Source organism: Serratia sp. BNK-12, assembly GCF_047456085.1.
Classification (GTDB): domain Bacteria; phylum Pseudomonadota; class Gammaproteobacteria; order Enterobacterales; family Enterobacteriaceae; genus Serratia; species Serratia liquefaciens.
This window is the reverse complement of sequence record NZ_CP179896.1, coordinates 2,256,406-2,278,511: the sequence shown is the minus strand read 5'-3', so window position 1 is coordinate 2,278,511 and position 22,106 is coordinate 2,256,406. Positions and strand designations below refer to the sequence as shown.

Below are 22,106 nucleotides of genomic sequence, written 5' to 3'. Positions count from 1 at the left end.
CAGTGTTTCACTCAGAGGCTGAAGAAACCGCCGTTGCTAATAAGCTTTAATCATAAAAAAACTTTTTATATAACCACTATATCACGCCACAGCTTCAAGTATAGATCCGCGTCACACTATGGTAACGATTATTTTGCATTGCGATCAACGCGAAACCCCAGCGCCAGGATGGAAAAAACAGCAAAGAATAGATCTGTTCACCGGCTTTAGCCAATAAAAAACCAGCCACGGGGGCTGGTTTTTTCATGTTGCATTCAGGCTGTAAATTTACTTTTTGCCTTCAACCCACTTGCCATCGATGTAGAAAGCGGACCATCCGGTGGCTTTGCCGTCTTTCTCCGAAGAGACATACTGCTGTTTGGTTTTACGGCTGAAACGCACCATGGTTTTGTTGCCTTCCGCATCCGTTACCGGCGCATCTGCCAGATAACGCAGTTTTTCAGGCAGGCGATCCTTGAAGCGAGCCAGTTCTTCCACCAATGGCGCACGGGTTTCGCGCGATTTAGGGAAGGTATTGGCCGCCAGGAACACCCCGGCTGCGCCGTCACGCAGAACAAAGTAAGCATCCGACTTTTCGCACGGCAGTTCCGGCAATGGAACCGGATCTTCCTTCGGCGGTGCAACATCACCGTTACGCAGGATCTTGCGGGTGTTTTTGCAGTTCTCGTTGGTGCATCCCATGTACTTGCCGAAGCGCCCCATTTTCAGGTGCATTTCGGAACCACATTTATCGCACTCCACTACCGGGCCGTCATAGCCTTTCAGGCGGAATTCGCCCTCTTCGATCTCGTAGCCGTCACACGCCGGGTTATTACCGCACACGTGCAGCTTGCGCTGGTTATCGATCAGGTAGCTGTCCATCGCCGTGCCGCATTTCTGGCAACGACGGCGGGCACGCAATGCGTTGGTTTCCGCATCATCCCCTTCGAGAACGTTCAGCACTTCCGTTTCCGGCACCAGGTTAATGGTGGTTTTGCAGCGTTCTTTCGGCGTCAGCGCATAGCCGGAACAGCCCAGGAACACGCCGGTGCTGGCGGTACGAATGCCCATCTTGCGACCGCAGGTCGGGCAGTCAATGCTGGTCATCACCATCTGATTCGGGCGCATACCGCCTTCTTCAGGATCTTTTTCCGCCGTTTCCAGCTGTTCGCTGAATTCGGCAAAGAATTCATCCAGCACCGCTTTCCACTCGGCGTGGTTGTTCGCTACCTGGTCCAGACCATCTTCCATGCGGGCGGTGAAGTCATAGTTCATCAGCTCGCGGAAGTTTTCTTCCAGACGGTCAGTAACGATCTCGCCCATTTTTTCGGCGTAGAAACGGCGGCTTTCGACCCGCACATAGCCACGATCCTGAATGGTTGAGATAATCGAAGCGTAGGTAGATGGGCGGCCGATACCGCGTTTTTCCAGCTCTTTTACCAACGAGGCTTCACTGTAACGTGCAGGTGGTTTGGTAAAGTGCTGGCTTGGGATCAGCTTTTGCAGTTCCAGCTCGCTGCCCACTTCTACATACGGCAAGGTGCGGTCTTCATCGCCCTTGCGCAGCGCAGGCATCACTTTGGTCCAGCCATCGAAACGCAGCGTACGGCCTTTGGCGCGCAACAGGTAATCAGCGGCTTTAACCGACAGCGTGGTGGAGTCGTACTGCGCCGGGGTCATCTGGCAGGCGACGAACTGGCGCCAAATCAGCTGATACAGTTTCTGCGCATCCGCTTCCATGTCTTTCAACTGTTCGGCCAGCACGTTCACATCCGAAGGTCGGATAGCTTCATGCGCTTCCTGCGAGTTTTCTTTGCTGCTGTACTGGTTCGGCGCTTTCGGCAGGTACTTGTCACCGAAGTTTTCGCCGATGTAACCCCGCACCATGTTGAGCGCATCCTGGCTCAGGTTGGTGGAGTCGGTACGCATATAGGTAATGTGACCGGCTTCATACAGACGCTGGGCCATCATCATGGTTTTCTTCACGCCAAAGCTCAGACGGGTACTGGCTGCCTGCTGCAACGTGGAAGTAATGTAAGGCGCACCCGGTTTGCTGCTGGTCGGTTTGTCTTCGCGATCCAGTACCGTATAGCGGGCTTTTTCCAGCAGTTTAAGCGCGGCGTGAGTCTGCTCGCGGTTAACCGGCTTGAAAGGTTTGTCGTGGGCATGCGTAACTTCCATTTGCAGCGCGGTATCGCCCTTCGCTAACAAATCGGCGTGCAATTCCCAATATTCTTCCGGCACGAAGGCTTTGATATCGCGTTCACGCTCTACCACCAGCCGTACCGCAACGGATTGCACACGCCCAGCCGACAGGCCACGGGCAATTTTCTTCCACAGCAGTGGCGAAACCATGTAACCCACAACGCGGTCCATAAAACGACGCGCCTGCTGTGCGTTAACACGATCGATATTCAGCTCACCCGGCTGTTTGAACGCATTTTGGATCGCGTTCTTGGTAATTTCGTTAAACACCACGCGGCTAAAGCGTTTGTCGTCACCCCCAATCACTTCCCGCAGGTGCCAGGCAATGGCTTCCCCTTCGCGGTCAAGGTCGGTTGCGAGATAAATGTGGTCAGCGTTTTCCGCTAACGACTTTAACTCGGCGACAACTTTTTCTTTACCCGGCAGAATTTCATATTGCGCTTCCCAGCCATGGTAAGGATCGACGCCCATCCGATTTACCAGCGCCGTCTTCTCATCTTTTTTAACTTTCTTCTTGGCTTTGTTTTCGGTTGAGTCAGCGCTCTTTTTGCTGGCTGAGCCACTGGTCGGCAAATCACGGATATGACCGACGCTGGACTTCACCACGTAGTCATTACCTAAGTATTTATTAATAGTTTTGGCTTTTGCCGGGGACTCAACTATTACGAGAGCTTTACCCATATTTACCTTTACCTAATTTTATTTCTTCTAAAAAGAAGTCTTTTATCTCGCCGTGCCGCAGCGATTCATATCTCTTTTTTATATTGCGGCAGTCTGGCAAGAGATCAACATGTTTTTTTCTGTTGGCTGCTTAACTGCTCAACCTGAACGCAAGTTGTTGATCCTGCCTGCTATTCACCCATGCCCCAGAAGTATGGCTGTGTGAGACTCATTTATGGCGTAAACAAAACCTTCCACCCGACGCCGCAAAATCCCACACTGTACCTGATAAAAAGCGTCACGCAACCTAATTAGCACGGAAAGGCAGATTTCGCCAATCGGCAGATACCGCTAGCCATCCAGACGGCAAATAAACCTTAGTCTGTTTGCGGATAAATGCGAACTGACGTTAGAATATGAGCAGAATTTATGTTTGGAGTGTAATAAATGCGCGCTAATACCTTACCCATTGATCGTGAAACCTTACTGCAAGAAGCAAATAACCTGATTCGCCAGCACGATGATTATCTGCATGGCATGGTTGCCACCGAAGTTGAACAAAAAGGCAGCGTTTTAGTTTTTCGCGGAGAATTCTTTTTAGATCCGGATGGATTGCCAACGGCAAAAACGACCGCAGTATTTAATATGTTTAAACACCTGGCTCACGTGTTTTCTGAGAAATACCATTTGGTCGATTAAGCATAAAAAAGGGGGGCTAAGCCCCCCTGCTATTTAATCGCTACGCTTAAAGCAGCGGTTTTTCCCCGCGCTGCCACCAACGTAACAGCAGACGATCGACACTTTCGGCCGCGCTGCCGGTAAAACGGTCCATCAGGCGTTTACGACGTGCATAGCGCACCCCCACCACCTCGTGATTTTCCATTTCAGCAATCAGCAGATCGTCACTGGTGCCAATTGCATCAACCAACCCTTTTTCTTTCGCCTGGGTCCCGAACCAGTGTTCACCGGTCGCCACGCTGTCGATATCCAGCGATGGGCGCTGCTGATGCACAAACTCTTTAAACAGTTCGTGGGTTTCATTCAGATCTTCACGGAACTTCTCACGCCCCTGCTCGGTGTTTTCACCAAACAGCGTCAATGTGCGTTTGAACTCGCCGGCGGTGTGCAACTCCACATCAATATCATTCTTTTTCAGCAAGCGGTGGAAGTTCGGGATTTGCGCCACGACGCCGATCGAACCAATGATGGCAAAGGGCGCGGCCACAATGCGATCCGCCACGCAGGCCATCATGTAACCGCCGCTGGCGGCGACTTTGTCTACCGCGACCGTCAGGCGAATGCCGCCGGCACGCAAACGGGCCAACTGCGATGAAGCCAGCCCGTAGCCATGAACCACCCCGCCCGGGCTTTCCAACCGCAGCAGAACTTCATCTTGCGGCGTCGCCACGGCCAGCACCGCGGAAACTTCCTCGCGCAGTGAAGTCACTTCATGGGCATCCATGCTGCCTTTGAAATCCAGCACGTAAAGACAAGGTTTGGTGGCTTCCACCGCCCCGGCTTTGGCACGTTGCTTCTTCAGTTTATCGTCGGCTTTGGTCTGCTTTTTAAACTGCTTGCTCCAGGCCTTTTGTTCCGCCTCGCCCATCCGCGCCAAACGCATATCGCGCTGCATGTCCCGGTATTGTTCTCCGAGGTCGGTAAGCTGCAGTTCCCCTTTGTGTCGGGCTTTGCGTTGCCCAAGGCTGACCGCCAGCAACGCCAGCGCGGCGATGGCAATCACAACCGTCGCGACTTTGGCCAGAAACAGGCCGTAAACAGATATAAACTCCACAGATTCCGCCTTTATTAACAGGTTGTTAGTACTATCTCATTCATTCTAGCCAACCGAAGCGGTGGCTGTCGCGACTAAATAAAAATTCCTTGTGCGGCCTCTTTACTATGTGGGCGGATTTTGGCTTAACCAAGCCAGCCCCCTGCCATTTTTGTTACAAAAGAATGCCGTTTCTGCCGCCTAATCATTGAAAATACGATCCATTTAAGGCATATAACACGGATTATTCATCAAGATGATGATCCAAATTCGCTGCGGGGCCTGCATGCGGTCGAGCCTTTGCTCCTGTCATGGCCCCTCAATCCACCCCCTCCCCGATGCAAGCGGGAGACCAGCCACCAAGGCGCGAGGAATTATTGTGCATTACCAACCCAAGCAGGATCTGTTGCAACAACGTATTATTCTGGTCACCGGCGCCGGTGACGGCATCGGCCGCGAAGCCGCACTCACCTATGCCAAATTTGGCGCACAATTAGTGCTGTTGGGCCGCACCGAAAGCAAACTAAAGGCGGTACAGGCCGAAATCGCCAAACTCAGTGACGCCCCCACTTACACCATCACGCTGGACCTGCTGCATACTACGCAAGAGCAGTGCCAACAGGTGGCGAATGAGCTGGCAACCCGCGTCCCGCGTCTCGACGGCGTGTTGCACAATGCCGGCCTGCTGGGTGACATCGCCCCGATGGCCGAGCTGTCAATGACGATGTGGAACGAGGTGATGCAAGTGAACGTCAATGCGACCTTTATGCTCACCCAGGCGCTGCTGCCTCTGCTGTTGAAATCCCCCGCCGGATCGCTGGTGTTTACCAGTTCCAGCGTTGGCCGCACCGGGCGTGCCAACTGGGGCGCCTACGCCGTGTCAAAATTCGCCACCGAAGGCATGATGCAGGTGCTGGCCGATGAATACAAAAATCGCAATCTGCGGGTAAATTGCATCAATCCGGGCGGAACTCGCACCCAAATGCGCGCATCTGCGTTTCCTGACGAAGACAAAAGCAAGCTGAAAACCCCGGCTGACATCATGCCGCTTTACCTCTATTTGATGGGGGATGACAGCCGCCGTAAAACCGGTATGAGTTTCGATGCTCAACCTAACCGTAAACCCGGCGCGGCCGAATAAAAGGGGCTTTATCATGGCTGAAGATCGCCACCAACAACGACAACAGCGCCTTAAAGAGCAGGTGGATGCGCGCATTGCTGCTGCTCAGGTAGCGCGGGGGCTGCTGCTGGTATTCACCGGCAACGGTAAAGGTAAAACCACTGCGGCGTTTGGCACCGTGACCCGGGCCGTTGGCCACGGGATGAAAGCTGGCGTCATTCAGTTCATCAAGGGTGAATGGCCGAACGGTGAGAAAAATCTGCTGCAACAGCACGGCGTCGAGTTTCAGGTGATGGCGACCGGCTTTACCTGGGAAACACAGGATAAGGCCAGCGATACCGCCGCCTGTCAGGCCGTATGGCAACACGGCAAACGTATGCTGGCAGACAGCAGCCTGGATCTGGTGCTGCTGGACGAACTGACCTATATGGTCAGCTACGGCTACCTTGAACTGGATGAGCTACTGGAAGCGCTACGACAACGTCCTGCGCACCAGACGGTGATCATCACCGGGCGTGGCTGCCATCGTGATTTGTTGGAGCTGGCGGATACGGTGACCGAGATGCGGCCGGTGAAGCACGCGTTTGACGCGGGTATCAAGGCACAACAGGGGATTGACTGGTAACGAAAAGAAAAACGCCGCAGCCCGAATGGGCTACGGCGTGATAATCAGCTGCGTTTGCTTGGTTTGCCCGGCTTGCTGCCCGCAGCACTGCGGCGACCGCTTCCTGCCACCTGGGTGTGACGCTTAACGGCACGACGGATCTGGTTAGCCTTCACACGGCGACGCTCGCGCTCAACAGGCATCTTGCTGACGGTTTCAGGCTTGAGGTCAACCAGTTCGCGCAGGTAGTTGATCGCCGGCAATTCCAGTTCGGTCCAACCGCCACGAGGAATGCCTTTTGGCAGGTCGATATCGCCGTAACGCACGCGGATCAGGCGGCTAACCTGAACGCCAACGGCTTCCCACAGACGACGAACCTCACGGTTACGCCCTTCGGTCAGGGTCACGTTGTACCACTGGTTTATGCCTTCGCCACCCTGGAAAGTGATGGTGCGGAAAGCCGCCGGGCCATCTTCCAGTTGAACGCCTTTGCTTAGCTGCTTCACTTTTTCGTCGTCAATCTGGCCAAATACGCGCACGGCATATTCACGCTCAACTTCACGACTTGGGTGCATCAGGCGGTTAGCCAGTTCACCGTCGGTGGTGAACAACAGCAGGCCTGAGGTGTTGACGTCCAGGCGCCCTACCGCTACCCAGCGCGAACCACGCAGCTTGGGCAAGCGATCGAAGACCGTCGGGCGACCTTCTGGGTCGCTGCGAGTACACAATTCGCCTTCCGGCTTGTAATAAGCCAGCACGCGGCAAACCGCTTCTTCAGATTCTTTAACCGAAACGACGTGACCATCCAGACGGATTTTCATTGAAGGGGTTACTTCAACGCGATCACCCAGTTTGGCAATTTTACCGTCGACGCTGACGCGCCCGGCCTCAATAATGGTTTCGATTTCACGACGCGAGCCATGACCGGCGCGCGCTAAAACTTTCTGTAACTTTTCGCTCATTGAGCAACCTCTAGTGTCGCCTTCACAGGCGTCGGGGGGATGACCGTCGCGGCGTCAGGCGCCACAGCGGTAACAATACGTTTACTTGGATCGAACCGCGCATTATACAGGCTTTCAATAGGGTTGAAACCCACTTTGTTGTCTGGTCGATTATCGAAAGCTATCGATTGCGTGAGAACTCGCTGAAAAGCGGGTCTGCCCCCGCTTTATAACCTACTCGGAAAACGGATTAATCATCGAGGAAATCGACTACCGCCCGATACACTGCCGCTGGCTGCTCAAGAATACCAAGGTGAGTTCGGGCATTCTCCAGCCGCACGACCGAGAAAAATGGATGGTTGGCGGCAAAGCTCTGCTGTTGCCGCAAATAGTCTTCGCCACGATCCAGTGAGTAAATATGCCGGCAAGCAGGCGGTGAGGTTAATTCCCCCAGCCGGTTTAGCGGCGAACCGTATTGCCTGTAAGCTTGCTCAATCGCCACGCCGGCGGCCTGCCAAACGCGATAATCCTCCTGCGCCATTTCAACGGTCAAATGCTGTTTTACCTGTGGGTGTTCAATACCGCCCTGCCAGAATGTGAATAAATCATCCCGCGCCGCCAGCCAGTGTTCAGGCCGCTGCATTTGCTGAACGGAATCGAAAAATGCAGGCTCAGGCTGGGTCATGATCCAATCGAGAAACACCATTCCCTGCATCTGCTGCGGCATGTTCTCGGCCAACGCCACCGCTATCCAACTGGCGTGCGCTACCGACAGCGTCACAAACCGCTCCACTTGCAACTCAAGCAGCAATTGCTGGAGATCTGCCAGCAGATCCTGTGCGCCAAGGGAGAATCCGGCATCACGATCAGACAGGGCGTGCCCCCGCCAGTCGAGGCTGATCACCCGATACTTTTGCGACGCCAGTGCGGTAAAGGGGGCAAATACGGTTTTTGGTTCACACCAACCGGGCAGCAGGACCAACGTCAGCGGGCCTGAACCGGAATCATGATAATCGAGAGAAAGGGTGCCATGGCGAAACGCTGTCATTTTGTCTCCTAAACGTCATATCCCCCACGATAAGGGGATTTGTGCATTAGCAGTAAAATGACAGCCTTCGTCAGTTTCATCTATTGGAATAGATGCTAAATAAGGGGCTTCGCACCTAATGAAAAAATACGCACTAAAAAAACGCGATTAATGCCGTTCACAGGGATAAGCGGCGGTTAATGCCAGCATAATCACCGAAGGCGCGGAATAGTGAAGCTGTTCCGGGTGTTCATTTAAATACTGCATCACCGCGTCCGCCGCCATCCCCACGCTCATCCCGGCATCCGGACAAATGCTACGATTGCCCTGCATTGAGAAGGTATCGAATACGCCGGCCACATAGCCCATAAACATCCCGCCATCGAGCGCTTCGGTGACGGTAGCCGCTCCGTTCTTATTTTTCACATAGCCGCTGGTTTCCGACAGCAAAGCGCTGCCGGAATAAAACCCCGCGCTGGCCGCAGAGGAAAACAATATGGCCACCAAAAGAGAAATCCGCTTAATCATTGCTACGCATCCTGCCTATTATCAGTTTTTGATATTGTAGAATAGCGGCTTTACCGGCAAATGACGCCGTTACCGCCACTTTTCAGAAAATGAGCAAAAGCGGCAGCGTAATTATGCATCAATGGAAAGGCGTTGCGTCGCCTGCCCCTTCACGCACCACTTCCGGCGCGGACTCGGTCAGATCAATCACCGTGGTCGGTTGCTGGCCCAGGAAGCCGCCGTGGATCACCAGATCCACCTGCTTGCCCAGATGATCGTTGATCTCTTCCGGATCGGATTCGGCAAAATCATTGCCTGGCAGCATCAACGTGGTCGACATCATCGGCTCATTCAGCACTTCCAGCAACGCCAACGCAATCGGGTTAGACGGCACGCGCAGACCGATGGTTTTGCGCTTGTCGTTCATCAGGCGACGCGGGACTTCTTTGGTCGCTTTCAAAATGAACGTGTAGTTGCCGGGGGTGTTGTTCTTGATCAGTCGAAACGCGGTATTGTCGACATAAGCGTAAGTAGACAGCTCGGACAGATCGCGGCACATCAAGGTAAAATTATGATTGCTGTCCAATTGACGGATACGGCAGATGCGTTCCATGGCCGTCTTGTCTTCCAGCTTGCAACCCAACGCGTAGCCGGAATCGGTAGGATAGACGATCACCCCACCTTTACGCAGCACATCCACCGCCTGGTTGATCAGGCGCGGTTGCGGGTTATCTGGATGGATATAAAAAAGCTGACTCATGACTTGCTCCTAAAAATGATGCACGCGGGCGGCATCGCCCACGTTAAATCAACTGACCTTGCCCTGCTGCGGTTGTGGCCAGTCACGCCACACGGGTTCAACCCCGCCGGGTAACCACAGTTTGCGGCCCAGTTCGATCCACGAGCAGGGCTGATGAAAGTCAGAGCCCTGCGACGCCAATAATTGATATTCCTGCGCATACTTTGCCAGTTGCGAACGCTCATGCGGTGCCTGCTGACACTGGGCAACCTCCATGGCATCCCCCCCTTGTTCGGCAAAGTGCGCCAACAACCGTTTCAGCCATTTGGCCGTCAGGTCGTAACGGCCCGGGTGCGCTATCACCGCCTGACCGCCGGATTGATGAATCACATCAATGGCTTGTTTTATTGTACACCACTGTGGCGGAACGTAGCCGGTTTTGCCTTTGGCCAGGTATTTCTTGAACACCTGAGCCATATTGTCAGCGATGCCAATCTGCACCAGATAACGGGCGAAGTGACCACGCGTCACCGCCCCACCGTCCGCCAACTTTTGCGCGCCTTCAAATGCACCGTCAATACGCGCTTTCGCCAGCCGGATGCCAATTTCCTGTGCGCGCAGGTTGCGACGCTCAGTCTGCTCGGCCAACAATTGCACCATCGCCGGATGTGCAGTTTCAATCCCCAGACCCACGATATGAATCTCATGATTTTCCCACAGCGTGGAGATCTCCACCCCGTTCACCAACTGCAGCGGTAACGACAGCTCGGCAATGGTTGCGGCTGCGGCGGCTAAACCTTCGGTGGTGTCGTGGTCGGTAATCGCCAATACGCCTACCCGCATCTCAACGGCCCGTTGCACCAACTGCGCCGGCGTCAAATAGCCGTCAGAGGCGGTGGTATGGCTGTGGAGATCGTACAGGGTAAAGGCGGAAGGCTGGGGGCTGCTGTCTGTCAAAAGAAATATCCGTCAAAGGTTTGGCCTTCTATCATACCCGCGTTCGCCCGCAGGACGGAAATCTATTCTGGCCGACGGCCTGTTCCGCTCGATGAAAATTATTCACGCTTGCGGCTAAAACATTGTGTGAAAAGAGGGTTGACTTTATTCTCGCGAACCAGTTAACTAGTACACAAGTTCAGGGCGATACCCTGGTTGGATGATAAACAAGAGAGCACAGAAATGAATAAGCAAACTTCTCTTCTTCGTTGGTGGCGTACCTCCCTTTCGCGGGCGGTGTAATCACGCATACCTGTCATCTGACACTGCAGATTCCCTAAGCCCGCTGGTAACGCGGGCTTTTTTATGGACAAATTTTAACTGGAAGACCCAAGATGAACATCAAACCACAGCTTAAATTACTGAAGGCGGAGGCCAGTTACCGGGGCGATCCGACCACTATTTTCCACCAGTTGTGTGGCGCGCGTCCGGCAACCCTGCTGTTGGAATCTGCTGAAATCAACAGCAAGCAAAACCTGCAAAGCCTGCTGGTGATCGACAGTGCCCTGCGTATCACCGCACTGGGTCGTATCGTCACCCTGCAGGCGCTGACCGCCAACGGTGCGGCAATGCTGCCGCTGCTGGATGAGGCGCTGCCGCCTGAAGTACAGATTCAGGTGCGCCCTAACGGCCGGGAACTGACTTTCCCGCCGATTGACGCTATCCAGGATGAAGACGCTCGCCTGCGGTCGCTGTCGGTATTTGACGCGCTGCGCACCCTGCTAACATTGGTGGATTCTCCCGCCGACGAACGTGAAGCCGTCATGCTTGGTGGCCTGTTTGCTTACGATTTGGTCGCCGGCTTCGAAGACCTGCCGACACTGCGTCAGGATCAGCGCTGCCCGGACTTCTGCTTCTATTTGGCGGAAACCCTGTTGGTGCTGGATCACCAACGCGGCGTCGCCCGTCTGCAGGCCAGCGTATTCACGGCCGACCCGGCCGAGGAACAACGCCTGCAACTGCGCCTGGAACAGCTGCAGGTGCAATTGAAACAGACGCCGCAGCCCATTCCTCACCAGAAGCTGGAAAACATGCAGCTGAGCTGCAACCAGACCGATGAAGAATACGGTGCCGTGGTCAGCGAGCTGCAACAGGCCATTCGTCAGGGTGAAATTTTTCAGGTGGTGCCGTCGCGTCGTTTCTCGCTGCCCTGCCCGGCCCCGCTGGCCGCGTATCAGACGCTGAAAGACAACAACCCAAGCCCCTATATGTTCTTTATGCAGGATGACGAGTTCACCCTGTTCGGCGCGTCGCCGGAAAGTGCCTTGAAATACGACGCCAACAACCGCCAGATTGAAATCTACCCGATTGCCGGTACCCGCCCACGCGGTCGTCGTGCCGACGGTTCACTGGACCTGGATCTGGACAGCCGTATCGAGCTGGAAATGCGTACTGACCATAAAGAGCTGGCCGAGCACCTGATGCTGGTCGATCTGGCGCGAAACGATCTGGCGCGCATCTGCCAGGCCGGCAGCCGCTACGTGGCCGATCTGACCAAAGTGGACCGCTACTCTTTCGTAATGCACCTGGTTTCCCGTGTGATCGGCACCTTGCGCGCCGACCTTGACGTGCTGCACGCCTATCAGGCCTGTATGAACATGGGCACGCTGAGCGGTGCACCTAAAGTGCGCGCCATGCAGCTGATTGCCGCTTCCGAAGGCACCCGTCGTGGCAGCTACGGCGGCGCAGTGGGTTACTTCACCGCCACCGGTGATTTGGATACCTGTATTGTCATCCGTTCCGCGTATGTTGAAGACGGCATTGCCACCGTGCAAGCCGGTGCCGGCGTAGTGCTGGATTCTGTACCACAGGCGGAAGCCGATGAAACCCGTAATAAGGCACGTGCCGTGCTGCGCGCCATTGCCAGTGCGCACCAGGCCAAGGAGGTGTTCTGATGGCCGATATCTTACTGCTCGATAACGTTGATTCCTTTACCTACAACCTGGTCGATCAGCTGCGCGCCAGCGGCCATCAGGTGGTGATCTATCGCAACCAAATTTCTGCCGAGGTGATTATCGAGCGCCTGCAGCAACTGACCCAGCCGGTGCTGATGCTGTCTCCTGGCCCGGGCACACCGGCCGAAGCCGGCTGCATGCCGGAGCTGTTGCAGCGCCTGCGCGGCCAGTTACCCATTATCGGCATCTGTCTCGGCCATCAGGCAATCGTCGAAGCCTATGGCGGGCACGTCGGCCAGGCCGGGGAAATCCTGCATGGCAAGGCGTCGGCCATCAGCCACGATGGCGAAGGGATGTTTGCCGGTATGGTGAACCCACTGCCGGTGGCCCGTTATCATTCCCTGGTCGGCAGCAATATCCCGGCCGAACTCACCGTTAACGCCCACTTCGGCGACATGGTGATGGCAGTACGTCATGACAAGCATCGCGTATGCGGTTTCCAGTTCCATCCGGAATCTATCCTGACCACTCACGGCGCGCGTTTGCTTGAGCAAACTCTGGCCTGGGCGCTGGCGAAATAACGAGAGGAAACGACGATGCAAACTATTCTTGAAAAACTGTACCGCTCAGAGTCGATGAATCAGCAGGAAAGCCAGCAGTTGTTCAGCGCCATTGTTCGCGGTGAGCTGGAGCCAAGCCAGTTGGCCGCGGCGCTGATCAGCATGAAAATTCGCGGCGAACGTCCGGAAGAGATCGCCGGCGCGGCTAAAGCGCTGCTGGCCGATGCCCTGCCGTTCCCGCGCCCGGACTACCCGTTTGCCGATATCGTCGGCACCGGCGGTGACGGCACCAACAGCATTAATATTTCCACCGCCAGCGCCTTTGTGGCGGCCGCGTGCGGCGCCAAAGTGGCAAAACACGGTAACCGCAGCGTTTCCAGCCGGTCAGGATCATCCGATCTGCTGGCGGCGTTCGGCATTCGTCTGGATCTGCCAGCGGAACAAGCGCGCCAAGCGCTGGATGACCTGGGCGTATGCTTCCTGTTCGCGCCGCAGTATCACACCGGTTTCCGCCATGCGATGCCGGTACGTCAGCAGTTGAAAACCCGTACGGTATTCAACGTACTCGGTCCGCTGATCAACCCGGCGCGTCCGCCACTGGCGCTGATCGGCGTTTATAGCCCGGAATTGGTGCTGCCGATTGCCGAAACCCTGCGCGTGCTGGGTTATCAACGAGCCGCTGTCGTGCACGGCGGTGGCATGGATGAAGTGGCGATCCACACCGCGACCCACGTGGCCGAGCTGAACAACGGCGAAATTGAAAGCTATCAGCTGACGCCAGAATCCTTCGGGCTGCAACGCTACCCGCTGGAGGCCCTGCTGGGCGGTTCGCCGGAAGAAAATCGTGACATTCTGGCAAGGTTGTTACAAGGTAAAGGTGACCCGGCGCACGCCGCTGCGGTGGCCGCTAACGTGGCGCTGCTGCTGAAGTTATTCGGGCATGAAGACCTGCGCCAAAACGCGCAGCAGGCACTGGACATGATTCACAGCGGGAAAGCTTACGAGCGCGTAACCGCACTGGCAGCAAGAGGATAAATGATGCAGGAAACCGTGCTCAACAAGATTGTTCGTGATAAAGCGCAATGGGTCGCAGCACGACAGCAACAACAGCCACTGGCCAGTTTTCAAAATGAAATCGTCCCCAGCGAGCGTGGCTTTTATCACGCGCTGCAGGGTGCCAGAACGGCGTTTATTCTTGAATGTAAAAAGGCATCCCCTTCCAAAGGATTAATCCGCGAGAATTTCGATCCCGTGGAAATTGCTTCGGTCTACAAGGATTTCGCCTCGGCGATCTCGGTGTTGACCGATGAAAAATACTTCCAGGGCAGCTTCGACTTTCTGCCGCTGGTCAGCAAGACGGTGACACAGCCGGTGCTGTGCAAAGACTTTATTATCGACCCGTATCAGATCTATCTGGCGCGCTTCTATCAGGCCGACGCCATTCTGCTGATGCTGTCCGTGCTGAACGACGATCAGTACCGTCAATTGGCTGCGGTTGCGCACAGCCTGAACATGGGCGTGCTGACCGAAGTGATCAGCGAAGAAGAGCTGCAACGGGCCATTGCTTTGGAAGCGCGCGTGGTCGGTATCAATAACCGCGATCTGCGCGACCTGAGTATCGATCTGGATCGCACTCGCCAGTTGGCGCCTCGCGTCCCACACGGGGTGACGGTGATCAGCGAGTCCGGCATCAACAATTACGGTCAGATCCGCGAACTGAGCCACTTTGCCAACGGTTTCCTGATTGGCAGCGCATTAATGTCGGAAACCGATCTCCGTGCCGCCGTGCGCCGGGTGATCCTGGGCGACAACAAAGTCTGCGGGCTGACCCGTCCGCAGGATGCCAGCGCGGCCTATCAGGCAGGTGCGGTGTATGGCGGACTGATTTTCGTCGGGCGTTCACCGCGCTATGTTGATATCAACCGCGCCCGTGAAGTTATCTCGGGTGCCCCCCTGAAATATGTCGGCGTATTCTGCGACGCGCAGGTAGAGACCCTGGTTAAAACCGTCGAACGCCTGGGGCTGAAAGCGGTGCAACTGCACGGTTCGGAAGATCAGGCCTATATCAGCGCCCTGCGCGCCGAACTGCCTGCCGAGTGCCAGATTTGGAAAGCACTGAGCGTAAAAGACCATTTACCGCAGCGCGATTTGCAGCACGTTGATCGTTATCTGCTGGATAACGGCGCGGGTGGCACCGGGCAGCGTTTCGACTGGTCGGTATTGCACGGCGAAAACCTGGAAAACGTGATGCTGGCCGGTGGCCTGAGCGCAGACAACTGCGTTGACGCAGCCAAACTCGGCTGTGCCGGGTTGGACTTTAACTCCGGCGTAGAGAGCCAGCCCGGCATTAAGGATCCTGCCCGCCTGGCGGCGGTGTTCCAGACCCTGCGCGCTTACTAATTATGATTAACGGATAATAACGGGAACTAAAATGACGCTGCTTAACCCCTACTTCGGCGAATTTGGTGGCCAATATGTGCCGCAGATTCTGATGCCGGCCTTAAAACAACTGGAAGAAGCCTTTGTCAGCGCCCAGCGCGATCCAGAATTCCAGGCTGAATTTATCGACCTGTTGAAAAACTACGCCGGTCGCCCGACGGCTTTGACACTGTGCAAAAACCTCACTGCCGGTACCAAAACCAAGCTGTATCTGAAGCGTGAAGATCTGCTGCACGGTGGCGCGCACAAAACTAACCAGGTATTGGGTCAGGCGCTGTTGGCCAAGCGCATGGGCAAAACCGAAATCATCGCCGAGACCGGTGCCGGTCAACACGGCGTTGCCTCCGCACTGGCCTGTGCCCTGCTCGGCCTGAAGTGCCGCATTTATATGGGCGCCAAAGATATCGAGCGCCAGTCACCCAACGTCTTCCGCATGCGCCTGATGGGAGCGGAAGTGATCCCGGTGCACAGCGGTTCCTCCACGCTGAAAGATGCCTGTAACGAAGCGCTGCGCGACTGGTCTGGCAGCTACAAAACCGCCCACTATATGCTGGGTACCGCTGCAGGTCCGCACCCGTATCCGACGATTGTGCGTGAATTCCAGCGCATGATCGGCGAAGAAACCAAAGCACAAATGCTGGAACGTGAAGGCCGCCTGCCGGATGCCGTACTGGCCTGCGTTGGCGGTGGCTCGAACGCCATCGGTATGTTTGCCGACTTTATCGACGATACCAGCGTTGGGTTGATCGGCGTTGAACCTGCAGGTTTAGGGATTGAAACCGGCCAGCACGGCGCACCGCTCAAACACGGCCACGTGGGCATCTATTTCGGCATGAAGGCGCCGATGATGCAGACTTCCGAAGGTCAGATCGAAGAGTCCTACTCGATTTCCGCCGGCTTGGACTTCCCTTCAGTCGGGCCGCAACACGCCTATCTGAACAGCATCGGTCGGGCTGAATACGTGTCTATTACCGATGACGAAGCGCTGGACGCTTTCAAAGCGCTGTCGCGTAGCGAAGGGATTATCCCGGCGCTGGAGTCTTCCCATGCTCTGGCGCACGCGCTGAAAATGATCCGTGAAACGCCGCAAAAAGAACAGATTTTGGTGGTTAACCTGTCCGGCCGCGGTGACAAAGACATATTTACCGTTCACGACATTCTGAAAGCTCGAGGAGAAATCTGATGGAACGTTATCAACAACTGTTCAACCGCCTGGCAGATAAGAAAGAAGGCGCGTTCGTCCCGTTCGTTACCCTCGGCGATCCGAACCCGGCGCTTTCGTTGCAGATCGTCGATACCCTGGTTGAAGCCGGTGCCGACGCGCTGGAACTGGGCATTCCATTCTCCGATCCGCTGGCCGATGGCCCTACGATTCAAAGTGCTGCGCTGCGCGCCTTCGCCTCAGGCGTGACGCCAACCCAGTGCTTCGAAATGCTGGCGGCGATCCGCCAGAAACACCCGAACATTCCTATCGGCCTGCTGATGTACGCCAACCTGGTATTCCATAAAGGCATCGATGCGTTTTACCAACGCTGTGCCGAAGTCGGCGTTGATTCGGTGCTGATTGCCGACGTGCCGTATGAAGAATCTGCGCCCTTCCGTGCTGCGGCAACGCGCCATGGCATTGCACCTATCTTTATCTGCCCACCCAATGCAGACGACGATTTACTGCGTGAAATATCCTCACACGGCCGCGGCTACACCTACCTGTTGTCCCGTGCGGGCGTCACCGGCACCGAAAGTCGCGCTGAATTGCCACTTCATCACCTGGTGAATAAATTGCGCGAATACCATGCGGCACCGCCGCTGCAAGGATTTGGCATTTCCGAGCCGGCACAGGTTCGCGATGCGCTGCAGGCCGGTGCTGCCGGGGCGATATCCGGTTCGGCTATCGTTAAAATTATCGAGCAGAATCAAGCTAATCCGACAGAAATGCTGACGAAACTGGCGAATTTTACGCGTGAAATGAAAGCGGCTACCCGGGCATAAGGCTTCAACGGTGGGCGCAGCAGATTGCGCCCGCCGATAACATCTTGTTTACCCTCAAAGTTGTGCGATTTTTTTTACATCTAAAGTTTGAACAAACCCAATTCTTGTCTCACACTTAGCGTTGCGCGTCGGGCATTTCTTTATTTTTTAGGGGTGCACTACGTCTTCAGGTGAAAACCCGAATGTAGTTTCAACAATAACATTGCATGGAGAGTAATTTATGAAGCTATTTAAAACCCTTTCGGTCTTGTGCATGGCTGCCGTTGTGGCATTCGCAGTGAGTGCCTGCGCGCCAACAGCGAAATCTGAAGGGACTGGCGGTTATATTGATGACACGGTAGTGACGACCAAGGTGAAGTCAGCGCTGCTGGCGGATAAAACCATCAAATCTACCGAAATCAGCGTCGAGACCTTTAAAGGTCGTGTGCAATTGAGCGGCTTTGTCACTTCGAGCGCCGATGCCAACCGTGCAGTGCAGGTAACTCGTGGCGTAGCGGGTGTGAAATCCGTCGAGAACGTCATGCAGATCAAGTAAAAATAAAACGGAGGCGCTGTATGCGCCTCCCTGTTTCACCGCTATCAGAAACGATAACCTGCCCCGAACATAAATACCCACGGATCCAAACGCGTATCTATGCTGTGATGATTACCGGCCGCATCGTCAAAGCGTGTTTTGGTTTCGATGTTCATCCACCAGACTGACATGTTCAGCATCCAGTGCTCATCCAGGTTGTAATCCAGGCCCGCCTGCGCGGCCACACCCCAGGAGTCTTTCAAACTCAGGTTGCTCAACCCGGCATCTTTGCCGTTGTCGTTGAATTTTTCATCGAAGAAGGTGGTGTAGTTCACGCCCACGCCCAGATACGGACGCAGTTTGTCCTGCTTGTCGCCAAAGTAATACTGCGCCATCAGGCTCGGCGGTAAATCGTGCACCGTAGCGATATCACCGTTCACGGCGGAACCGTTCAAGCCTACCTTGTGGCGAAACGGCGTTGCGGCCAGCAGTTCGACACCAATATTGTCCGTAACCATATAGCCGAAGGTCAGGCCAAGCTGGGTGTTATTATTGGCGCTGAATGAGCCCTGCCCAAGTACATCATCCGATCCGGCATTTGGTCGTACGGTCGCAGAACCTGCACGGAAAAGAAAATCGCCTGCCTGATGCGCACTTGCCAACATAGGGGCCATCATCGCCGCCAATACCATCAGAGTTGTCTTTTTCATTATCCATTCCATTTGTGTGGTTATCATCCAGGGGGAATATACCTACTTACGGGTATTTATGATCCCATCGAGATCACATCTTATGTGTAAAAATTTTAATTCCTACTAAAAACAAGGTTACCTAAGAGACTAATAAATCGAGAATTGATCTGAATCAAAAAACGCTTTTTGTTGCAAATTGTTTACATGTTCAAATTTCAGTTGCTAAAAAAAACGCCGCTGCGTAATTTCATCTTCCGTGTTGGTTTTGGTTGGTGTCGTAAGGAGTCGGCGGGCAATCAAGATGAGCGAAATTCAAAATCCCTGTGTCAGTTGCGGCGCATGCTGCGGCTATTTTCGAGTGTCATTCTATTGGGCCGAAGCGGAAGATGGCGGCGGCGTGGTTCCTTTATCCCTAACAGAGCCGTTAACCCCCTTCCTGCGCTGTATGCAGGGGACCAACAGCAAGTCCCCACGCTGCACCGCACTCGACGGCGAAATCGGCAAAGCGGTTTCCTGTTCTATTTATCTTAATCGCCCCAGCCCCTGCCGTGAGTTCGATCAGTCGGGAGAGAATGGCCTGCGTAACGAAGCGTGCGACCGCGCTCGCGAACGTTATGGCCTGCCGCCATTGCCGGTTCCGTTGCCACTTTCTTTACCGATCGCCAAGATCGACGAAGAAATAGCCGTAGTGCAATTCGCGGGGTGCCACAGCGACGTGGAACAGGGTACAATCGCCCACTGATTTTGATTTATCTCTGTTTCTCGATGCCAAGGAGTCTGCATGCCTATCACGGCCAACACGTTGTACCGTGACAGTTTTAATTTTTTCCGTAACCAACTGGCCAGTATTCTGATACTGGCGTTGTTGACCGCGTTCATTTCTGTGCTGCTCAATCAGGTTTTCAGCCCTGACATCGAGCAGTTGAAGATCCTGAGCGCAACGGAAGGTGACTTTGCTGCGTCCGCCGGTATGGGGATCCAGGAAATCATTCAACAAATGACGCCTGAGCAGCAGATGGTGTTATTGAAGGTCTCAGCCGCCGCCACTTTCTCTGCGTTAGTGGGTAACGTGCTGCTGGTAGGCGGGATGTTGACGCTGGTTCGCCTGGTTTCTCAGGGGCAACGCCTGAGCGCCCTGCGCGCTATCGGGGCTTCGGCGCCGGAACTGCCGCGTTTGCTGCTGCTGCTGTTTATTTGCACGCTGCTGATCCAACTGGGGCTGACGCTGTTTGTCGTGCCGGGTGTGATTATGGCGATCGCCTTCTCGCTGGCCCCGGTAATCACCACCGCCGACAAGAAAGGCGTGTTCGCGTCGATCAAACTGAGCTGCAAACTGGCTTTCGCCAATGCGCGCGTGATTGTTCCAGCAATGATGCTGTGGCTGGCAGCCAAGCTGCTGGTGCTGTTTATGGTGAGCCACCTGTCGGTGCTGACCCCGAACGTCGCCAGCGTGGTGCTGACGGCTCTGAGCAACCTGGTTTCCGCCCTGTTGCTGATTTACCTGTTCCGCCTGTATATGCTGCTGCGCAGCTGATCTTGCGACAGGATGCAAAAAAGGCACGCTTCTGCGTGCCTTTTTGTTTATGGGGCCGCGGCTGGTTCCGCCTGCTCCTTGCTTTGAATCAGCTTCAGTGCCAGGTACAAATCCGGTACCAGTATTAATTCCCGATCGCGTCCTACCCGGTTGATGCGGAACCAGCGCGTCAATTCGGTGCGTCGTCCTGCCAACACCAACTTAACGTTACGCTGTAACAAATCGCGTTTCAGCTCATCAATTGCCGCCAGGACGCTGATATCGGCATGGGTAAAGCTGGCCACGGCGTCCACCACCACCCAGCGCGGTTGAAACGGCGTGCTATCCACCAGGTTCAGGATCCGTCGTTTGAAATACGCCACGTTGAAATAGGTCAACGGCGAGTTGAAGCGATACATCATCACTCCAGGCACCGGCTTAATGCCGTTATTGTTGCCCATCGAGTGGATCATGCCTTCGTCATTGACGCCCAACAGCTGCTCCGTCGGGCGGAATACCGTGCGCAAGAACTGCATCAACCCCAGTAATACCGCCAGGCCAATACCGCTGATTACCCCCACCAGCAGTACACAAAGGAAGGTAAACATCGCCAACCTGAAGGCCTGCGCATTTCGGCGCCGCATGATCCAGATACCGCGAATATCCAACAGCGACCAGGCGGCATACATCAGTACCACCCCCAGTCCTGCCACCGGAATAAACTGCAACGGAGCCATCAGAAACAGCAACACGAAGGCAATCACCCCTGCCGCAATGATCGACACCAGTTGGCTCTTGCCACCGTTGGCGTCATTGACAGCCGTGCGCGAATCCGCCCCGCTGATGGCGAAACCCTGCGATAACGCCGAGACGATGTTCACCAGCCCCAGTGCGCGAAACTCCGCGTCCGCATTGACCTCATAGCCGTTCTTGGCCGCAAAGCTGCGGGCGGTCAGCATCATGCTGACGAAGCTCACGACCGCCAGGTTAAGCGCCGGGATCACCATATCGCGCAGCAAGCCTGGCTGAAAATCCGGCCACTGCACGATCGGCAATACGTCGCTAAAACCGCCTACCGTCACTACGCCGTGCTGCTGCAGCCCACCGGCCCAGGTAACAAAGGCCGCCAAAACGATGGCAAACAGCGGCGCCGGCCAGTTAGGCCGCCATTTTTTGAACCCGATCAGCGTAACCAGGGTCAGCAGCGAAACCGCCATGGTCAATACATCGCTGTGCATCAGATTGCCCGGTAAAGCGTAGATTCGCTCGATCAACTGCGCCGGATGCATGCCGAAACCCAGTACCTTGCCAATCTGATCGACCATGATGGTAATAGCCACCCCGTTGAGCAGCCCGCTGAGTATCGGTCTGGAGAGCAAGTCAGCAAGTGCGCCCAGCTTGAAACGGCTGGCTAACAGACACCAGGCGCCCATCATCGCCGTCATCATGATGGTAAGCTGCCAGTGGCGCTCCATGTTGCCCGCCGCCAGCGGCGTCACCACGGCGGCAATGACCGCACAGGTTGCTGCATCCGGCCCGACAATGAGCTGGCGTGAGGAACCGAAGAAGGCATAGGCAACCATCGGCAAAATACAGGAATAAAGCCCCACCACCGGACTAACCCCGGCCAATTCGGCATAAGCGATCGCCACCGGCAAGGCAACGGCAGCCACGGAAAGCCCGGCGCGAATGTCCGGTTTAAGCCAACTGCGTTGATACCCTAATAAATGCGTCAAACCGGGCGTTAGCGCCTGGAGAGATTTCCACTGCATAACCTGTTTTCCGTTATAAATTATCCGGCTATTATTGGGCGTATCATGCGATGCCAATGCCGCGCTGGCAATCCACACGCCGCGAACTCGCGACTTCAATCGTAAGTTTATGCAAATTCCTGCTTTCATGGCGGAAATCCGTTGGCCAAACGCCGATAATCAGCGCTTCCCAGCGGTACACAG

The 22,106-nt window shown here is 55.2% G+C and carries 19 protein-coding genes, 1 pseudogene and 1 other annotated feature; of the genes and pseudogenes, 11 read left to right on the top strand and 9 right to left on the bottom strand.

Translation table 11 applies throughout. From position 1 onward, the window contains the following. Window positions 1-267: 267 nt before the first annotated feature. Window positions 268-2,865 carry a type I DNA topoisomerase gene (topA, locus tag ACMGG1_RS10505; RefSeq protein WP_020827133.1) on the bottom strand — a complete coding sequence of 866 codons (2,598 nt, stop codon included), beginning with the start codon at window positions 2,863-2,865 and terminating at the stop codon, window positions 268-270. Window positions 2,866-3,291: 426 nt separating this feature from the next. Between topA and ACMGG1_RS10500 the strand changes: the two genes are divergently transcribed. Next, entirely contained in the window at window positions 3,292-3,543 is a 252-nt protein-coding gene (locus ACMGG1_RS10500) for a YciN family protein (protein WP_128865179.1), read from the top strand. 46 nt (window positions 3,544-3,589) lie between these two features. Here ACMGG1_RS10500 and sohB read toward each other — a convergent pair whose 3' ends face one another. Next, window positions 3,590-4,636: a protease SohB gene (gene sohB / locus ACMGG1_RS10495; RefSeq protein ID WP_020827135.1), complete on the bottom strand. Its 1,047-nt coding sequence runs from the start codon at window positions 4,634-4,636 to the stop codon at window positions 3,590-3,592. A gap of 358 nt (window positions 4,637-4,994) precedes the next feature. Here sohB and ACMGG1_RS10490 point away from each other — a divergent pair, with 358 nt between their 5' ends. Both ACMGG1_RS10490 and cobO read left to right on the top strand, forming a co-directional pair. Beyond that, a complete protein-coding gene (locus ACMGG1_RS10490; protein WP_020827136.1) occupies window positions 4,995-5,756 on the top strand; it encodes a YciK family oxidoreductase in 762 nt (253 codons plus the stop codon). A gap of 13 nt (window positions 5,757-5,769) precedes the next feature. Continuing rightward, window positions 5,770-6,360 (top strand): cob(I)yrinic acid a,c-diamide adenosyltransferase, encoded by a 591-nt coding sequence (gene cobO, locus ACMGG1_RS10485; protein WP_187961443.1) that lies wholly within the window; start codon window positions 5,770-5,772, stop codon window positions 6,358-6,360. A 44-nt stretch (window positions 6,361-6,404) separates the two neighbouring features. On the opposite strand, the gene rluB is transcribed toward cobO, so the two are convergent. From rluB to rnm, 5 genes are all read right to left on the bottom strand, one after another. Continuing rightward, a complete protein-coding gene (gene rluB / locus ACMGG1_RS10480) occupies window positions 6,405-7,301 on the bottom strand; it encodes a 23S rRNA pseudouridine(2605) synthase RluB (protein WP_020827138.1) in 897 nt (298 codons plus the stop codon). Window positions 7,302-7,530: 229 nt separating this feature from the next. Beyond that, window positions 7,531-8,328 (bottom strand): alpha/beta fold hydrolase, encoded by a 798-nt coding sequence (locus tag ACMGG1_RS10475; protein ID WP_414161356.1) that lies wholly within the window; start codon window positions 8,326-8,328, stop codon window positions 7,531-7,533. Between the two features lie 147 nt (window positions 8,329-8,475). Then, complete coding sequence (locus ACMGG1_RS10470) at window positions 8,476-8,835, bottom strand: Rap1a/Tai family immunity protein (protein ID WP_414161355.1); 360 nt, start codon at window positions 8,833-8,835, stop codon at window positions 8,476-8,478. 118 nt (window positions 8,836-8,953) lie between these two features. Continuing rightward, window positions 8,954-9,574: an L-threonylcarbamoyladenylate synthase gene (locus ACMGG1_RS10465; protein ID WP_414161354.1), complete on the bottom strand. Its 621-nt coding sequence runs from the start codon at window positions 9,572-9,574 to the stop codon at window positions 8,954-8,956. 48 nt (window positions 9,575-9,622) lie between these two features. Next, window positions 9,623-10,510, bottom strand: a complete 888-nt coding sequence (gene rnm / locus ACMGG1_RS10460) for an RNase RNM (RefSeq protein WP_020827150.1) — start codon at window positions 10,508-10,510, stop codon at window positions 9,623-9,625. A 243-nt stretch (window positions 10,511-10,753) separates the two neighbouring features. Continuing rightward, window positions 10,754-10,857, top strand: a sequence feature (Trp leader region). A 27-nt stretch (window positions 10,858-10,884) separates the two neighbouring features. On the opposite strand from rnm, the gene ACMGG1_RS10455 reads away from it, so the two are divergent. From ACMGG1_RS10455 to ACMGG1_RS10430, 6 genes and pseudogenes are all read left to right on the top strand, one after another. Then, window positions 10,885-12,444 (top strand): anthranilate synthase component 1, encoded by a 1,560-nt coding sequence (locus ACMGG1_RS10455; RefSeq protein WP_414161353.1) that lies wholly within the window; start codon window positions 10,885-10,887, stop codon window positions 12,442-12,444. Beyond that, window positions 12,444-14,039, top strand: a pseudogene (gene trpD / locus ACMGG1_RS10450) (bifunctional anthranilate synthase glutamate amidotransferase component TrpG/anthranilate phosphoribosyltransferase TrpD). Before ACMGG1_RS10455 ends, trpD begins: the two are co-directional and overlap by 1 nt. Before the next feature lie 3 nt (window positions 14,040-14,042). Further along, the gene (gene trpCF / locus ACMGG1_RS10445; protein WP_172958990.1) at window positions 14,043-15,404 is read left to right on the top strand and encodes a bifunctional indole-3-glycerol-phosphate synthase TrpC/phosphoribosylanthranilate isomerase TrpF; all 1,362 of its coding nucleotides are present in this window, start codon (window positions 14,043-14,045) and stop codon (window positions 15,402-15,404) included. A 31-nt stretch (window positions 15,405-15,435) separates the two neighbouring features. Continuing rightward, window positions 15,436-16,626, top strand: coding sequence for a tryptophan synthase subunit beta (trpB, locus tag ACMGG1_RS10440; RefSeq protein WP_020827155.1), 1,191 nt, complete (start codon window positions 15,436-15,438; stop codon window positions 16,624-16,626). Next, the gene (gene trpA, locus ACMGG1_RS10435) at window positions 16,626-17,432 is read left to right on the top strand and encodes a tryptophan synthase subunit alpha (protein ID WP_128864675.1); all 807 of its coding nucleotides are present in this window, start codon (window positions 16,626-16,628) and stop codon (window positions 17,430-17,432) included. The genes trpB and trpA overlap by 1 nt, the downstream gene beginning before the upstream one ends. Before the next feature lie 220 nt (window positions 17,433-17,652). Then, entirely contained in the window at window positions 17,653-17,967 is a 315-nt protein-coding gene (locus tag ACMGG1_RS10430; RefSeq protein ID WP_020827157.1) for a BON domain-containing protein, read from the top strand. A 44-nt stretch (window positions 17,968-18,011) separates the two neighbouring features. Here the strand turns inward: ACMGG1_RS10430 and ompW are convergent, their stop codons facing one another. Next, the gene (gene ompW, locus ACMGG1_RS10425; RefSeq protein ID WP_414161352.1) at window positions 18,012-18,656 is read right to left on the bottom strand and encodes an outer membrane protein OmpW; all 645 of its coding nucleotides are present in this window, start codon (window positions 18,654-18,656) and stop codon (window positions 18,012-18,014) included. Window positions 18,657-18,939: 283 nt separating this feature from the next. Here ompW and ACMGG1_RS10420 point away from each other — a divergent pair, with 283 nt between their 5' ends. Both ACMGG1_RS10420 and ACMGG1_RS10415 read left to right on the top strand, forming a co-directional pair. Next, window positions 18,940-19,380 carry a YkgJ family cysteine cluster protein gene (locus tag ACMGG1_RS10420; RefSeq protein ID WP_020827159.1) on the top strand — a complete coding sequence of 147 codons (441 nt, stop codon included), beginning with the start codon at window positions 18,940-18,942 and terminating at the stop codon, window positions 19,378-19,380. Between the two features lie 39 nt (window positions 19,381-19,419). Continuing rightward, window positions 19,420-20,172, top strand: coding sequence for a YciC family protein (locus ACMGG1_RS10415; protein WP_044551674.1), 753 nt, complete (start codon window positions 19,420-19,422; stop codon window positions 20,170-20,172). Between the two features lie 47 nt (window positions 20,173-20,219). On the opposite strand, the gene ACMGG1_RS10410 is transcribed toward ACMGG1_RS10415, so the two are convergent. Next, window positions 20,220-21,923: a SulP family inorganic anion transporter gene (locus ACMGG1_RS10410; RefSeq protein ID WP_122079505.1), complete on the bottom strand. Its 1,704-nt coding sequence runs from the start codon at window positions 21,921-21,923 to the stop codon at window positions 20,220-20,222. Window positions 21,924-22,106 lie beyond the last annotated feature (183 nt).

What these genes read in the sequence shown, in the direction of transcription:
- ACMGG1_RS10430 (WP_020827157.1), top strand. Translation starts at nt 17,653, where the DNA reads ATGAAGCTATTTAAAACCCTTTCGGTCTTGTGCATGGCTGCCGTTGTG.
- trpB (WP_020827155.1), top strand. Translation starts at nt 15,436, where the DNA reads ATGACGCTGCTTAACCCCTACTTCGGCGAATTTGGTGGCCAATATGTG.
- ACMGG1_RS10475 (WP_414161356.1), bottom strand. Translation starts at nt 8,328, where the DNA reads ATGACAGCGTTTCGCCATGGCACCCTTTCTCTCGATTATCATGATTCC.
- ACMGG1_RS10465 (WP_414161354.1), bottom strand. Translation starts at nt 9,574, where the DNA reads ATGAGTCAGCTTTTTTATATCCATCCAGATAACCCGCAACCGCGCCTG.
- ACMGG1_RS10455 (WP_414161353.1), top strand. Translation starts at nt 10,885, where the DNA reads ATGAACATCAAACCACAGCTTAAATTACTGAAGGCGGAGGCCAGTTAC.
- trpA (WP_128864675.1), top strand. Translation starts at nt 16,626, where the DNA reads ATGGAACGTTATCAACAACTGTTCAACCGCCTGGCAGATAAGAAAGAA.
- rluB (WP_020827138.1), bottom strand. Translation starts at nt 7,301, where the DNA reads ATGAGCGAAAAGTTACAGAAAGTTTTAGCGCGCGCCGGTCATGGCTCG.
- ACMGG1_RS10415 (WP_044551674.1), top strand. Translation starts at nt 19,420, where the DNA reads ATGCCTATCACGGCCAACACGTTGTACCGTGACAGTTTTAATTTTTTC.
- ACMGG1_RS10410 (WP_122079505.1), bottom strand. Translation starts at nt 21,923, where the DNA reads ATGCAGTGGAAATCTCTCCAGGCGCTAACGCCCGGTTTGACGCATTTA.
- trpCF (WP_172958990.1), top strand. Translation starts at nt 14,043, where the DNA reads ATGCAGGAAACCGTGCTCAACAAGATTGTTCGTGATAAAGCGCAATGG.
- ACMGG1_RS10500 (WP_128865179.1), top strand. Translation starts at nt 3,292, where the DNA reads ATGCGCGCTAATACCTTACCCATTGATCGTGAAACCTTACTGCAAGAA.
- ACMGG1_RS10420 (WP_020827159.1), top strand. Translation starts at nt 18,940, where the DNA reads ATGAGCGAAATTCAAAATCCCTGTGTCAGTTGCGGCGCATGCTGCGGC.
- cobO (WP_187961443.1), top strand. Translation starts at nt 5,770, where the DNA reads ATGGCTGAAGATCGCCACCAACAACGACAACAGCGCCTTAAAGAGCAG.
- ACMGG1_RS10470 (WP_414161355.1), bottom strand. Translation starts at nt 8,835, where the DNA reads ATGATTAAGCGGATTTCTCTTTTGGTGGCCATATTGTTTTCCTCTGCG.
- ompW (WP_414161352.1), bottom strand. Translation starts at nt 18,656, where the DNA reads ATGAAAAAGACAACTCTGATGGTATTGGCGGCGATGATGGCCCCTATG.
- topA (WP_020827133.1), bottom strand. Translation starts at nt 2,865, where the DNA reads ATGGGTAAAGCTCTCGTAATAGTTGAGTCCCCGGCAAAAGCCAAAACT.